Raw genomic sequence first — 15,440 nt, 5'->3', positions numbered from 1 at the left:
TGTTAGTAACCCAAGACACTATTTATGTGGTAGAAGGTGCGACAGAAAACTCTCAGAAATTACAGAACGTTCAGTATTAAGCTGTACGATTAGACCTAAGTACTAACCTAAATACACATCTTGTTTTACTCATCACCCACGAACTAACATCCAAACATTACAAATCCTGATCAATTTGTTGTGCGCTTGGCATTGAGCCAAATGCCCCTTTAATAGTTACAGCGTGTGCGCCGCACTTACTGGCGTAGCTGATGGCCTTAACCAGTGTTAGTTCATCAGCCATGACCTGTAAAGGAGAGGTGTGTTTTGCAAGTTGACTTAAAAAGCCACCAACGAAGGCATCTCCAGCGGCGGTGGTATCTATAGCCGTCACGTGTGATGGGAGCACCTGACCTTGGTTGGAACTGGTATAATATTGAATGGGTTTTTCGCCATCTGTGACAATGACACACTGTGTATTGGCTGCAAGTATTGCCGATATGGTTTTATCTTGCCCATGTTCCCCATGACTATGTTGATGCAAAAAGTCCAATTCTTCTTGTGATAGCTTCACTATGTCTGACAAAGCGATGACATGCCACAAGCGCTCAATAATGTATCTTTGTGATGGCCATAAGTGGAGCCTCAGGTTCATATCGAAACTACATAGAATGTCATATTTTTTAGCTTGGTTAAGAGCGTAAATGGTTGTTTTATAAATATTCGTTTCGGTCAAGCTATTGCTACAAACATGCAAGATAGTATGGTTTATAAAAACTTCTGGATCAAAGTCTTCTGTTCTGAAGAGCAAATCAGCGGCTGGTGGGCGATAAAAGCTAAAGTTTCTTTCACCTTTTTTATCCAAAGATATGAATGCCAGTGCAGTTTTAGCTTTGTTGGTGCGGCGACAGTACTGAGTGTTAACACCATGATCACTCAGTTCGCGGAGTAAGAAATCTGCAAACATATCTTCGCCGAACATGCCGCAAAAGCTAGCCTTTATCCCTTGCTTTGCAACGGCAACCGCGACATTTGCAGGTGCGCCACCTGCATATTTCGTAAATGATTCTGGTTTTTTTCCATCTGACAAAAAGTCTACTAGGGCTTCACCAAAACAGATAACACTCATATTTTATTGCTCTTGTAATTGATAGGCGCGCAGAAATCTACAGCTTATGCCCATGATATAGTAATGATTTTTTCAAACTGGGCTTTTCTTCGTAGTAATGAGCTTTGCCTCTACATTGTGTACGAAATCAAACTCTGGATGGGAAAACATCCACGCCCAACTGTATAACTAGATCTTATCACAGCATGGCTAGTATGGGGGCTTTAGCTAACAGTGCTTGGGTGTGAATTGATTTTGGTGACTCCCTGAAGGGGGCAGCTGCACTGGCTTGTACCTTCCATCACTTAATGAATAAGTCTTATCGGGATGGCAAACGTCATGGATGTGCAATTGTGTTTATACTAATATCGTAAGAAATGGTGACCAACATTGTACAGCCCAATGAAAGTTTCCAACTTTATTGCAGGACAGAATGTCATCACATATCATTTGGAACGTTCCATAAAATCATTTGTGATTTTGTTGTTACAGTGTGTAAAATCGATTTATCCCTACTATTGGAGTTTTTCTTGTGAGTGACATAAACACAAATCAAAGCTTTGTTGCACAAGGTAATGACGAAAACAAAAACTATTTGTTACCGTTAAGTGCAATGACAACATTATTTTTTCTATGGGGCTTTATAACCGTACTCAATGATGTACTTATCCCTAGGTTAAAAAGCGTATTCGATCTTAACTACACTGAAGCCATGATGATCCAGTTTTGCTTCTTTAGTGCCTACTTTATTGTCTCTTTACCCGCCGGTGCATTGGTTAAAAAACTAGGCTATAAAAACGGTGTTTTGACAGGTTTAGTCGTAGCTTCTATCGGGTGTATGTTGTTCTATCCTGCGGTTGTGGTTCACGAATATTGGTTATTTTTGGGTGCCTTGTTCGTATTAGCTTCGGGTATAACTGTACTACAAGTGTCAGCAAACCCTTATGTAGCCGCGCTAGGACCTGTTAGAACAGCTTCTAGTCGTTTAAATCTCGCACAAGCATTAAATTCATTAGGCACGACGGTGGGCCCGTATGTGGGTGGATTGTTATTTTTCGGAACCGCAGGCGCCATGGCGGCAGAAGCGGGGGCAGAGTCGGTAAAAGTACCTTATTTGATGCTTGCCGGTGCACTATTAACTATTGCAATCGTATTTGCTTTTCTCAAACTACCAACGATTGAAGCGCACACGCAAGAACAAACCTGTAAAGCAAAAGCACATAGCTTGTTTGAAGCGCCTCATTTAGTTATGGGAGTCGGTGCCATTTTTTGTTACGTAGGCGCCGAGGTTGCGATAGGCAGTTTCTTGGTTAACTATTTCGCGCAGCCGCATATTGCGGGCCTTGAAGAACATGCCGCAGCTAAATTAATCAGCTATTACTGGGGTGGTGCAATGATAGGTCGATTTATTGGTTCGGCTGTATTACAAAAAATCGCACCATCAAGAGCGCTTATGTTTAACGCCTTCTGTATCGTTGCACTACTGAGTACCACCATGTTGAGCGAGGGTCATTTGGCTATGTGGGCAGTACTGGCCATTGGTTTATTTAACTCAATTATGTTTCCGACTATTTTTTCTGTGGCAATTGAAGGCCTGGGCTCACTGACCAGTAAAGGCTCTGGTTGGTTATGTTTAGCGATTGTGGGCGGTGCTATTGTACCGCTTATTCAGGGGATGTTTGCTGACTCAATCAATATACAAATGAGTTTTGTAGTACCTCTGGTGTGTTATCTATATATCGCTTGGTATGGCTTGAATGTTGTGAGTTGGGCGCAGAAGTGGCGCAGTAAAGTTAATTAATTACAAAGTATCTCCCGCAAGTAAGGCAAGCATTCGCTTGCCTTTTTTATAGTCAAAAAACATGTCTAATGAAGACTATTGAATACGTATTCATATTCACGTAGTCTTCATATTTATTGGAACGTTCTAAATGTCGTTGATGTAGATGTAACAGCTAAGCTTGCCTATACATACTTGATACTATCAAAATCGAGGGCGTTAAAAATGAGATAGATGATAAAGCCAATATCATGTGATTCTTTGTGGCTGCTTTTAAGGGCATACAACGTGATAAGAGCGTCTACAATTAGGCTGTACATCCAGGGTGTGTCTGGCGGGGCTACGGCAATATCAAAATAACATGGCTTTATAAATATTAGGGCTGATCTAGCGAGCTTTCAGCCGACACTTTCTTTTATGTCTATACTTTTACAGTTTCATCCTAAAGCGCGGTACAAATTGTTTTATTTTTCGTCAGTTGTACACAGTTTAGCTAAATTTACTAAATAATCTCAGATACTGACCGATACGATAAGACAAACCAGTTTAATTTTGTTAAATATGAACACAAGCTGATTTGATCAGAAGTGATTCTCAGACGTTGTTCATAAATATAGCAACGGGTTTAGGCGTACAATTTATAATAATAGGCTCAGAATGTTTAAATCGTTTAAGTTTACCACCAAAGTCACCATAGCGGCTTCGCTGGTTTTGGTGTTGGTATTAGGGCTGTTTACCGTCAACAATTTTATTGTGATGCGTAATCAAACTCAGCAGCAACTCGCACTGGTATTACAAGAAATTTCTCAGTCAGTATCTCAGAATATCGCCAATTGGCTAAATGATAGGCTGGATATCGTTGGGTCTGTTGCCAGCGGCCACCGCTCTTCAGATTCGCGAGACCAGATCTTGCGGCGTTTGGCCACTGCAGATGCAGCTGGGGACTTTAAGAATGTGTACATTGGTATGCGAGAAGGCCAGTTTATACTGGATGACCCAAGTATTGTATTACCACCTGACTACGATGCAACTACACGTCCTTGGTACCAACTTGCCAAAGAGAAAAATGGCACTGCGTTTACTAATCCATATATTGACGTTACTACTAACGAACTGACTATCTCAGCGGTTGTACCGATTAGCAGTGGCAGTGAATTTCTAGGCGTTGCTGGTGGTGACATTGATATGGCAACAATCACAGATATTATCAATGAGATCGACTTTCTAGGCTTCGGCTATGGCTTTTTGCTGGATTCAGAAGGGCGCATTTTATCGCACCCTAATACCAAGCTTAATGATAAGCCTATGTCAGACTTATTTGGTAAATCATTACCATTACAAGAGAAATTTATTGAAGAAGAGATCGACGGCTCACAGCGACTAATCTCTTTTGTAAAAATGAAGGGGATCAAAAATGTTGATTGGTACTTAGGTGTGGTGATCAACAAAGAAATAGCCTATTCATCGGTGTCTTCATTTAGAAATATGGCGGCGATATACATGTTACTCGGCGTTGCGGTAATTATTGTGATGCTGCAATTGTTGTTGAAGTATTTGATGAAACCAGTTGTACAACTTAATGATGCCATTAAAGACATTGCGCAGGGTGAGGGGGATCTAACTCGTAGATTACATGTCGAAAATGACGATGAATTTGGTGCGCTTTCAAATTACTTTAACCTGTTTATCGAGAAAATTCACGACTCCATTGCACAGGTAAAAGACACCACCATTTCTTTAGAACATTCAGTAGAGAGCTTAATCGCGCAAACCCAATCAACTTTGAGTATGTATAGCGATCAAACCAAGCGCACTGACAATGTAGCAACAGCAATAAATGAATTGTCTTCCAGCGCGGTCGAAATCTCTAACAATGCTAGTCACGCCTCAGAACTGGCAACTGAAGCAAATAAGTTAAGTGTTGATAGCCAAACAGCACTCAATGCTAACATTTCAGAGATTGCATCGTTGAGTGACAAAATGGCACAGGCACAATCTACCGTTGATAGCCTTGATAAGCATTCGGCGAGCATTGGACAAGTACTCGAGGTGATCAAAGGAGTCAGTGAACAAACTAACTTATTGGCACTTAATGCTGCCATAGAGGCTGCTCGAGCTGGTGAAGCCGGACGAGGTTTTGCTGTTGTTGCTGATGAAGTAAGACAACTTGCGCAGCGTACGCAGGAATCTACACAAGAAATCGAAAACACGATTATTGAGTTGCAACAAGGCTCAGCATCTGCGGTTGCCGTCATGAAATCGTCACTGGAGGATTCAGCTAAGAGCGCAACTCAAGCCACTCAGGCTGGTGAAAAGATGCATGAAGTAAGTAATGCCATTGATTCGATCGATGGCGTTAACCATGCGGTTGCAAGCGCCACGCAAGAACAAAATACGGTTATCCAATCCCTAGATAGTGATATTCATCATATTAGTGATTTATCTGTACAGGGCTCACAAAACCTTCAGGCGACGTTAGGTGAGTGCAGACAATTACAAGAGCAATTTGATGAGTTAGAAAAGATGGTAATGAAATTCAAAGTTTAACTTTTTAGAACATTACTGGGTTACTTTAAACTAGGCCGGAGCCAACTAGGCTCCGGCTTTTTTGTATCTGAATCTTCTACATTGTTGTGGGTTAACCAATAAAGATTTTTCACTAAATAGAACGTACTAATTATTACAGTTGTCATTTTTCTGTATTTTTTGCGCAACACGTTTGTAATTAAACACCCTTAAACTGCACCCAATTTAATTACTAGCAAAACTTAAGGTGTATGCGATGAAGTGCGTTAACCCCCTGTTATTAGCAGGCTTGCTTGCAACTGCGACCAGCGTTCAAGCCAATGACTTAAACAAGGTCATCGACAAAAGTAGTGCAATTAATGAATCTGCACAGAAAACTCAAACAAAGATCGATTCAATCGCCGACTCTATGCAGTCACGTTTGCAAAAGTTTAAAACACTCAATAAAGAAATTGATGGCCTTGCGGTATATAACGCCCAATTAGACAAACAAATTCAGAATCAACTTGATGAAATGAATGCAATTAACGCTTCTATGGATCAGGTTTCAGTGATCGAACGCCAAATCACACCTTTGATGCTACGTATGATCACAGGTTTAGAGCAATTTGTGGCACTGGATATCCCATTTTTACCTAAAGAACGTCAGACGCGAATCGTGTCACTTAAAGAAATGATGGAACGTGCGGATGTAACATCGAGTGAAAAGTTTCGTCGTGTACTTGAAGCATATCAAGTTGAAGTGGATTACGGTCGTACCATAGAAGCCTATACCGCTTTGTTAGATATAGATGGTAAGGAGCGAGAAGTAGACTTTCTGCGCATTGGCCGCATGGAATTACTGTACGTAACTAAAGATGGGTCATTAGCGGGTAGCTGGAACCAAGACAGCAAACGATTTGTTGCACTAGATGACACCAGTATCAGCCAAATCAACAAAGGGCTGCGCATTGCTCGTAAGCAGCTAGCACCAGATATGTTAACGCTTCCAGTTCACGTTTCAGAGTAAGAGGTTCAAGATGAAATTTTTTAAGCAATTTAGTCAAAAGGCCATCTTGGCTGCAACATTCGCTTTGTCTACATCTGTCATGGCAGAACAGGCATTGGATTTAGATTCATTACTGAAAACGCTTGAGCAAGGTCAAGTTTCTCAAAGCCAACAAAATAGCGCGCGCGAAGCTGAATTTATGGCTAAACAGGATCAGCAAATTGCGATGCTGAATTCTCTTACGCAAAAGCGTAATGGTGAGCTTGCGCGTTCTGAGCGCTTAGAAACGCAATTCGAAGAAAATGAAATAAAGCTACAAAACTTAACTGATACCTTGTCTAAACGTATGGGATCGTTAAAAGAGCTATTTGGGGTACTACAACAAGTAGCTGGCGACTCGAGCACTAAGTTCCAGACCTCGGTTGTGTCGGCGCAAATTCCAGGTCGTAGTGACTTTATGGATGAAATGGCCAAAAAAATGGGCTCAACTTCTCGCTTAGCTTCAATCGAAGATATCGAAAAAGTCTGGTACGAGCTACAACGTGAAATGACCGAGCAAGGTAAGGTATCGCGATTCAATACTGAAGTTATCGTATCCGGTGGTGAGAAAGCGAATAAGGAAGTAGTAAGAGTTGGGGCATTTAACCTAATCTCTGATGGTAAGTATTTATCTTTTAACCCTGCTACCAATACGTTGTCAGAATTAACTCGTCAGCCAGTATCTCGCTTCACAGAAACGGCAGCTGAACTACAAAGTACGCAAAGCGGCGTGGTTGACTTCGCTCTTGACCCAACTGGCGGTTCAATTTTGGGCCTGCTTGTTCAAGCGCCTAATACTGAAGAGCAAGTCCACCAAGGTGGCGCTGTTGGCTATGTAATTTTGGGTGTAGGCATGTTAGCACTACTCATTGCTCTTGAGCGGTTTATTTCATTGTTCATTATGGGTGCTAAGATCAACCGTCAGCTTAAAGACACAACCGCGCGTGAAGACAACCCATTGGGGCGTGTTATGAAGGTAAAAGATCAGTATCCCAATGTCGCGTATGACACATTGGAGCTTAAACTGAGTGAAGCAATCTTACGCGAAATGCCAAAAATTACCCGCAATTTGACTTTGATTAAAATCATCTCAGTAGTGGCGCCGCTACTTGGCTTACTTGGGACGGTGACAGGTATGATCAACACCTTCCAAGCGATTACGTTATTTGGTACTGGAGACCCTAAACTGATGGCAGGTGGTATCTCTCAAGCGCTTGTAACCACGGTGCTGGGCTTGGTGGTCGCTATACCAACGGTTTTCCTATACACACTTTTGAACACGCGCTCTCGTAATCTACTGTTAATTCTACAAGAGCAAAGTGCAGGCATTATCGCTGAGCGAAGCGAAAAAGGAGCGTAATCGTGGTCCTATTGATTGAAGCAATCAATGCGCTACGAGAATTTTTAGATACGGGTGGCCAGGTTCTACTGGTCATCGGCCTAATCATCTTTGCGATGTGGTTGCTTATTCTAGAAAGGTTTATGTTCGTTTTCGGACGCTATAAAACCTACAAAAAGGAATTACTGTCTGACTGGAAAGCAAGAAACGAAAGAAATAGCTGGAACGCTGAACAAATTCGTCAGGCGCAGATCTCCAGAGCAGGTATTTGTCTCAATGCTAATTTGCCTTACATAAACGTGATGGTTGCGCTGTGCCCTTTATTAGGCTTGCTTGGCACTGTGACAGGCATGATTGAAGTATTTGATGTAATGGCAATTACCGGAACTGGTAGCGCTCGTTCAATGGCATCAGGGGTTTCAAAAGCAACAATCCCAACGATGGCTGGCATGGTTGGCGCACTGTCAGGTGTATTTGCATCGACGTATTTACAGCGTAAAGCAAAGCGTGAAGTTGAACTGTTAGAAGACAAAATGTTACTCGACCATTAGTCGAATGTGCAGAGGAAAGAATTATGAGAGCCCCATTAGCTAAAGTATTTCAAGAAGAAGAAGCAGAAGAAATCAACATGACCCCGATGTTGGACGTAGTTTTTATCATGCTAATTTTCTTTATCGTTACCGCATCCTTCGTAAAAGAAGCTGGTATTGATGTTAACCGTCCAGAAGCAGCTACGGCTGTAAAAAAGCAGCGCGCGAATATCTTAGTCGCGATTTCGGATAAAGGCGAAATTTGGATCAACAAGCGCCAAGTTGATGTGCGTGCCGTACAAGCAAACATTGAGCGTCTAAAGGCTGAAAACCCACAAGGAAGCGTGGTGATCCAGGCCGATAAGAAAGCAACCACGGAAATGCTTATTAAGGTGATGGATGCTTCACGAGCAGCAGGTGCGTTTGATGTTTCAATCGCAGCACAAGAATCATAGGTAGTAATATGCGTTATTTGATAGCACTGATAATTGCAGGTGTTGTTACTTTCTTCTTGTTCTTGGGTATGCAGGCACTTATTCAAGGCGGAGAAGGAGCGATGACAGAGCCTGTTAAAGGTAACGTGCTGGACTTTGTCCGTTTGAAAAAAGAAGAAGCGGTTCAAAAGAAAGAACGTAAGCCACAAAAACCACCAACACCTAAAGAGCCACCGCCACCGATGGACTCACCGCAAATGCAAAGCAACGATTTAGATGCAGCTGGTGGTGATTTTGACTTCAGTGCAAATGTTGAAGCTGATGTGGATCTGGCAGGTGGCTTAGCGCTTGAGTCAAGTGATGGTGAATACCTACCCATCGTAAAAGTAGCGCCAGTTTACCCCCGTCGGGCATTATCTCGAGGTATCGAAGGGTACGTCATTGTAGAGTTTATAGTGACCAAGCAAGGTACGGTTAGGGATCCTAAAGTTATTACAGCTGAACCTGAAGCCATTTTTGACCGCGCTGCGTTGGATGCTGCGCTTAAGTTCAAATACAAGCCCAGAGTGGTGAACGGTGAAGCTGTTGAAGTAGCCGGTGTTCAGAACAAAATTTCCTTCCAGATAAACGGTTAAAGGAATGATAGAGGTGCGATTATGAATAATATTAAACGGATTACGATACACAGCGCGATGTTTGCAGTTGCAATGATTGCGCCGTCAATTGCTTCACTCACACCGTATGTCAATGTGAGTACAGCATACGCCGAGACTAAAACAAAGCGCGTACCAGCTCTTAGAGAGAAGGTATACAGTCAGTTGGCCAGAGCACAAAAACTGGCTGATGATGGAGATGTAAAAGCGGGTCTAGAAGCGTTAGATAGTATTAAAGACCGTTCATCAAGCATGAATTCTTATGAAGTAGCGATGATGTATAATTTCTATGGCTTTATATACTACAACGAAAATCAGCTTGATAAAGCGATAGCAGCTTTTGAAAAGGTTGTTGCAGAGGAAGAGATCCCAGAATCCTTAAGGTTATCTACCACATTTAGTTTGGCTCAACTTGCAATGGCTAATTCTGAATATGATAAAGTCATAAAGTATTTAGAAGATTGGGATTCGATAAACACTAAAACTATTCCTGATGGTTATTATGTTTTAAGGGCTCAAGCAAATTACCAGTTAAAAGATTATAAGGAAGCATTAAAATATATTAATACCGCTGTTAATCTTTCCGAATCTAAAAACGAAGATCCGAAAGAAAACTGGTTGGTTTTGCAGCGAGCATTATATTACTCTCTTAATCAGCCTAAAGAAGTAACGGAAACTTTAGAGAAAATGGTTAAGCTATTTAATAAACCAGATTATTGGGTTCAGCTCGCAGGTATGTATGGTGAAATTGGCGAAGAGAAAAAACAATTAGCAATTTTTGAAGCGGCTGACCAGCAGGGGTTTGTAAAATCGCGCTCACAAATTATGCAGTTGGCTCAAGTTTACATGTATAACGGTTTATCTTTTAAAGCAGCAAAACTGATGGAACGAGGATTGCGTTCAGGAATAGTAGAAGATAGTGCAAAGAATCATGTGTTTATAGCTGAATCATTAGTCCAAGCGAAGGAAAATCAAAGGGCAATAAGTTACTTTGAAAAGGCAAGTGAGCAAGTTGAGCATGGTAACTATGAGCAAAGGCTTGCAGAGCTCTATATAAATCTTGAAATGTATGACGAAGCTGCGGACGCGGCACGTATGGCGCTGGATAAGGGTGGGTTAACTTTTGAATCAAATGCGTATGTAGCACTGGGAATGGCACAATATAATTTACAAAATTTTGATGCATCTATATTGGCATTTGAACAGGCAGAAAAACATAAAAAATCTGAAAGTTTGGCCAAGCAGTGGATTAAGTATGTAAAAAAAGAAAAGCTTCATTCTGAAACGCTAAAACAAGCCTTGTTATAATTTTATAATCGCAACACCAAAGCCGCCTTCGGGCGGTTTTTTTATTTCAATTTATTAAATTGTCATCTTTGTTTCCATAAAGTGTAACCCATCTGTAATGTAAAGTAGTTACTTTATACCCAAGCTTTTTATGCACTTATAATTATTATATTTTATGGAGATAAAGATGAAATTTTCTGGGTTATTCAAGGTGAGCCTTGTTGCTTCTGCGTTAGTATTAGCAGGTTGTGGTGGAGATATTAAAGTAACGCCAACTGTTAATGATAGCAGCGTAAATAATTCAAATAATACAACGAACAATTCAGGTAACCCAACTGACCCAACGCCAGATCCAGGTGGTAAAGTAAACCCATGTACAAAACGTACTGTTGCAGGTAATGAAGTGCAAGGTGAGTTCGTTACACCACACTGTGTTTACGGTACAGATTTTGCCGGTAAGACGTTAGAGATCGAAGAAGACATCACGTTTACAGCACTAGAAAATGGTGGCGCACACGTATTTGATGGTGCAATTCAAATGGGTAAAGATTGTAATACTACCCAAAACTGTACAATTGATACGAATGGCCCGACACTAAACGTCGAAGCTGGTGCAACACTTGCGTTTAAATCAGGCGAAGCGATTATTCGTATTGGTCGCGGCGCGAAAATAAACGCAGTTGGTACAGCTGATAAGCCTATCACATTCACATCTGCGAACATTTATTCAGATTTTGATATCGCACAAACTGGCCCTCAGTTTGCTGACTGGGGTGGTATTATTATTAATGGCTTTGGTTTAACAAACCAATGTACTAACGCAGAGCGTGCAGCAAACACCTGTAATGCTACTTCCGAAGGTATCACCAGTCACTTTGGTGGTAAGAATAACGCAGATAGCAGCGGTACTATCAAGTTCGCTAACATTTGGTACGCAGGTTCTGGCCCTCGTGAAGGTGGTGATGGTGATGACTTAAACTCACTAACACTTAATGCTGTAGGCTCAGGCTCTCTCTTTGACTATCTTCACATTCACCAAGGTTTTGATGATGGTATTGAATTCTTCGGTGGCGCTGCAAATATCAAACACATTGTTGTAACTGATACGCAGGATGACTCAATTGACATCGATGCAGGTTGGCAGGGTAATGCTCAGTTTATTTATGTCCAACACGGCACTATTGAAACTAAAAAAGATGTTACTTATACCAATGACGATGATGAGCTAGTAACAATTCCAGCAGGTTCAGAAGGGTTCATGGGTAACAATGGCTTCGAAACTGACGGTGAGAAAAATGGCGGCGAAGAATACAGTGAAGCGCCAGCATCTAACCCGACTATCGCAAACGTTACGATTGTAACAACAGACGGTAAGTCTATCCGTGACAATGACCCATCACAAGGTGTTAAGTTTGACGATGCAATTCAAGGTCAATACTACAACACACTAATTGTTAAAGCAGTGGCAGATAACAACACCTCGTGTATTGAGTTTAAAGATGACGCAGAAGATGCAGCTAAAAATGACGCGCTTAACTTCAACAACTCGGTTATGGCTTGCGTAAACAACTTTAAAAATGGCGAACAGTTCAAAAGTGGCGGTTCAAAAACTGAATGGTTCACTAACAATGCTTCAAGCCTAATCCTAGACGGTGCAGAGGGTGTATTAGCTGCGGATGGTTTTGCGACAAACACTGCATCGACTGAGATCACAATTCAGGCGAACAACCTTAGTGGCCTAGATTTGAGCTTCTTCGACCAAGTTGACTATATCGGTGCAGTATCTGATAAAGATACAAGCAGCGACTGGTACAAATGGGTACAAAAAGCACTCGCTGCGACTAAAAACCAGTAATCTTTTGTGATTTAAATTGTTTATCACGAAGTAGGCGCAGCTATTGCGCCTTTTTTATGATTTTTAGCAGGATTGCAAATGAATACTCAAATGAAATTAAAAAAAATTGCTTTAGCAGTTAGTTCTGCAATTGTTGTTAGTGTATCTGCGCCGAGCATAGCGGTAGAAGAACAAGCAATCGAAGAAGTTGTTGCCGTTGGTACACGTTTACAAGGAAGTGCAGCAGCGGTAATTGAAGAACGGAAAAATCAAGCGTTTGTGGCTGATATTATGGGTGCGGAGCAGCTATCACGCACTGGGGACAGCGACGCTGCGTCTGCACTTAGACGTGTGACAGGTTTGACCTTAGTTGACGGTAAGTTTGTTTACGTACGAGGTTTGGGTGAGCGCTATTCAAGTGCTCGTCTTAATGGTGCGTCTGTGCCCAGCCCAGACTTAACTCGTAATGTTGTACCATTAGATATTTTTCCTTCTAGTATCATCGAAAGTTTAGCGGTTCAGAAGGCATATTCACCTTCAATGCCTGCAGCGTTTGGTGGTGGTAATATCGATATTCGCACAAAATCTGTTCCTACTGAATTTGTAGCTAATATCGAAATTGGCGTAGGCATGAACTCAAACTCTGATGAAGGGTATACCTATACGCGACCGAATAGCGGACAACCAGAGGCGCTTCATAGTGCAGTACTGCGTTATAGAGGGGACTTTAGCCTAAGTTCAATCGTAGACAAAGACAGCATTGTTGATACCGAAACGATGAATAGAGCGGAGCAAGCAGGTGCGATTAATAAGTCCTTGGTTATGTCGTTACCGCGCGATTTACAGGTAGCAAAAGAGTCATTAGACCCAAATTATGACATCAAAGCGGCGATTGGCGACAGCTTTGAAGAGAGCTATTTTGGCGGTTCGATTGGCGTTATGCTAGCCGCTTCTTACGATAATGATTGGTCGTACTCCGAGCGTAAGACCGCGGTAGTTGACGATGAAATAAGCGAAGGTTGTAGCACATCACTGGCTACAGAAGATGACGTTAACAATAGTTGTTATATCACAGCTAAAGACTCTAAAGTAACCACTGAGAATGAGCGGATCAGCGGAATATTCAGCTTAGGTTACAAGTTAGATCAACAAAGTGTCAGCTATTCAAAAATATACCTTGAAGACAATGAAGACGAAGTTAGCTTAGCGGTTCTACAAAGCCCTAATGGTAGTACGGTAAGAACGATTGCCGGTTCTGATCAAGCACAACGCTTCCATAGCTTCAACTATGAAGAAAGGATCCTTGATGTAGACCAGTTTATTGGTCAACACACCTTCTTAGATTATATGGGCATTGGTGCGGATTGGCAGTACACAGAGTCAAAAGCAGAAACGCGTATTCCTACCAATATCGAATATAAGTTCATCGACACATTTGAAGATGGAAACTATAAGAGTTCAATCGTAACAGGTGATGACAACCGAGCGGTATATTCATTTACAGATATGGTTGATAACGTAAAGTCCGCAAGTGGAAACCTAACATTGCCTCTAACGTTTGAAGGTGTTGAGGTGACATTGAAGGCGGGTTACGATTTTCTCGATAGAGCGCGTGTTTATAACACTTCTAGCTTTGCGGTGAACAATGAAACGGGTATTCCGATCCCGGTTAATGGTGACCAAAGCGATATTCTTGGATTGTCTACTTACCTGACAGATGAGTTTATTTCTGATAACGATTTCTTCTTATCGTTTAATGAACCAACGGCACCAAGTGCGGATGATTATATTGCAGCGCAGAAAATTGATGCTGGATATTTTGAGTTTGATGCATTTTTTGACAACACATGGCGTGTAAGTGGTGGTTTGCGATATGAAGACTTCAAACAGGTTTCAATAGGCACTTCAAGTTTAATCTTTGACCGTGTTACTCAGGGAATTTATTACTCCGAAGAGAAAATTCAACAGGGAAGCGTTAACCAAGATGAGGTGTTTAGTTCTCTAGCACTTACTTACCTAGCGGAGAGTAATTATCAAGTACGATTGAGTTATGGTGAAACGGTCGTTCGCCCTGACTTACGTGAACTTGTGGCTGTTGCATACTTTGACCCACTAACTGATATTAAAACTTTTGGTACACCGGGTCTAAAAAGTAGCGATCTTAAAAACTATGATGCGCGCTTTGAATATTATATGGACAACGGTGATAACTTCTCGGTTGGTGCGTTCTATAAAGATATAACTAATCCTATAGAAACCGTACTTCGAGTCGGTGATGAGGATTATACGGCATCATTTGTTAACGGTATTGAAGGTGAAGTGTACGGTATAGAAACCGAGTGGTTATACGACCTTTCGTCAGTTGTAAGCGGTACATTTACCTCTGGTAATATTACCTTAAGTGATTCACAAGTATCAATTGACCCTGCATTTGCTGGAAACTTAACGAACCCAACCAAACGTATGACGGGTCACTCTAAGTATGTAGTGAACTTACAGCTTGGATATGACTCAGCTGATGGCCAACATAGTGGTTCGTTAGTTTATAATGTATTTGGTGAGCGTATATTGGCTTCGGGTATTGGAGGTCGTGAAGATGCCTTTGAACAACCATTCCACTCACTTGACTTAGTGTATACTTGGTACCCTGATTTTAACTCTAAAGTTAAGTTTAAAATCAAGAACTTACTAAATGAGGAACAAGAAGTAACACAATCAGATATTATTGTTCGGCAAAAAGAGGTCGGTACGACTGTAAGTGTGAACTATAGCTACGAGTTCTAAGTAAGTAGATTTGTTGATATATATTTCAAGCCAAGGTTCATCCTTGGCTTTTTTGCTCCTCATAAAAAATAATTAGATTACATTGCCAAAATATGACATGTGACGTAGAATATCGACATAAGGTTAAGTGAATTAACGCTTAACAGAAAAATTTAAGTA

Annotated in this window: 11 protein-coding genes; 10 read left to right on the top strand and 1 reads right to left on the bottom strand. The window is 41.4% G+C overall.

Features of this window, described 5'->3' with window-relative positions:
* Positions 1-157 precede the first annotated feature (157 nt).
* Positions 158-1,108 carry a carbohydrate kinase family protein gene (locus BIW53_RS14500; RefSeq protein WP_070992728.1) on the bottom strand — a complete coding sequence of 317 codons (951 nt, stop codon included), beginning with the start codon at positions 1,106-1,108 and terminating at the stop codon, positions 158-160.
* Positions 1,109-1,619: 511 nt separating this feature from the next.
* On the opposite strand from BIW53_RS14500, the gene BIW53_RS14495 reads away from it, so the two are divergent.
* The 10 genes from BIW53_RS14495 to BIW53_RS14450 all read left to right on the top strand — a co-directional run bounded on the left by BIW53_RS14495 (position 1,620) and on the right by BIW53_RS14450 (position 15,281).
* Entirely contained in the window at positions 1,620-2,888 is a 1,269-nt protein-coding gene (locus tag BIW53_RS14495; RefSeq protein WP_070992727.1) for a sugar MFS transporter, read from the top strand.
* A gap of 636 nt (positions 2,889-3,524) precedes the next feature.
* Complete coding sequence (locus tag BIW53_RS14490) at positions 3,525-5,414, top strand: methyl-accepting chemotaxis protein (RefSeq protein ID WP_070992726.1); 1,890 nt, start codon at positions 3,525-3,527, stop codon at positions 5,412-5,414.
* Between the two features lie 235 nt (positions 5,415-5,649).
* Positions 5,650-6,402 carry a DUF3450 domain-containing protein gene (locus BIW53_RS14485; RefSeq protein ID WP_070992725.1) on the top strand — a complete coding sequence of 251 codons (753 nt, stop codon included), beginning with the start codon at positions 5,650-5,652 and terminating at the stop codon, positions 6,400-6,402.
* Between the two features lie 10 nt (positions 6,403-6,412).
* Complete coding sequence (locus BIW53_RS14480; protein WP_070992724.1) at positions 6,413-7,780, top strand: MotA/TolQ/ExbB proton channel family protein; 1,368 nt, start codon at positions 6,413-6,415, stop codon at positions 7,778-7,780.
* A gap of 2 nt (positions 7,781-7,782) precedes the next feature.
* Positions 7,783-8,310 (top strand): MotA/TolQ/ExbB proton channel family protein, encoded by a 528-nt coding sequence (locus BIW53_RS14475; RefSeq protein ID WP_070992723.1) that lies wholly within the window; start codon positions 7,783-7,785, stop codon positions 8,308-8,310.
* Positions 8,311-8,333: 23 nt separating this feature from the next.
* A complete protein-coding gene (locus BIW53_RS14470) occupies positions 8,334-8,744 on the top strand; it encodes an ExbD/TolR family protein (RefSeq protein ID WP_070982912.1) in 411 nt (136 codons plus the stop codon).
* 8 nt (positions 8,745-8,752) lie between these two features.
* Entirely contained in the window at positions 8,753-9,358 is a 606-nt protein-coding gene (locus BIW53_RS14465) for an energy transducer TonB (protein ID WP_070992722.1), read from the top strand.
* A gap of 21 nt (positions 9,359-9,379) precedes the next feature.
* The gene (locus BIW53_RS14460; RefSeq protein WP_070992721.1) at positions 9,380-10,684 is read left to right on the top strand and encodes a tetratricopeptide repeat protein; all 1,305 of its coding nucleotides are present in this window, start codon (positions 9,380-9,382) and stop codon (positions 10,682-10,684) included.
* A gap of 166 nt (positions 10,685-10,850) precedes the next feature.
* A complete protein-coding gene (locus tag BIW53_RS14455) occupies positions 10,851-12,518 on the top strand; it encodes a hypothetical protein (RefSeq protein ID WP_070992720.1) in 1,668 nt (555 codons plus the stop codon).
* Positions 12,519-12,596: 78 nt separating this feature from the next.
* Positions 12,597-15,281 (top strand): TonB-dependent receptor domain-containing protein, encoded by a 2,685-nt coding sequence (locus tag BIW53_RS14450; RefSeq protein ID WP_070992719.1) that lies wholly within the window; start codon positions 12,597-12,599, stop codon positions 15,279-15,281.
* The last annotated feature ends 159 nt before the right edge of the window (positions 15,282-15,440 follow it).

The sequence above is a fragment of the Pseudoalteromonas byunsanensis genome (genome assembly GCF_001854475.1).
Classification (GTDB): Bacteria; Pseudomonadota; Gammaproteobacteria; order Enterobacterales; family Alteromonadaceae; genus Pseudoalteromonas; species Pseudoalteromonas byunsanensis.
Note: the sequence above shows the minus strand (reverse complement) of the source record. Positions and strands in the feature narration are given on the sequence as shown.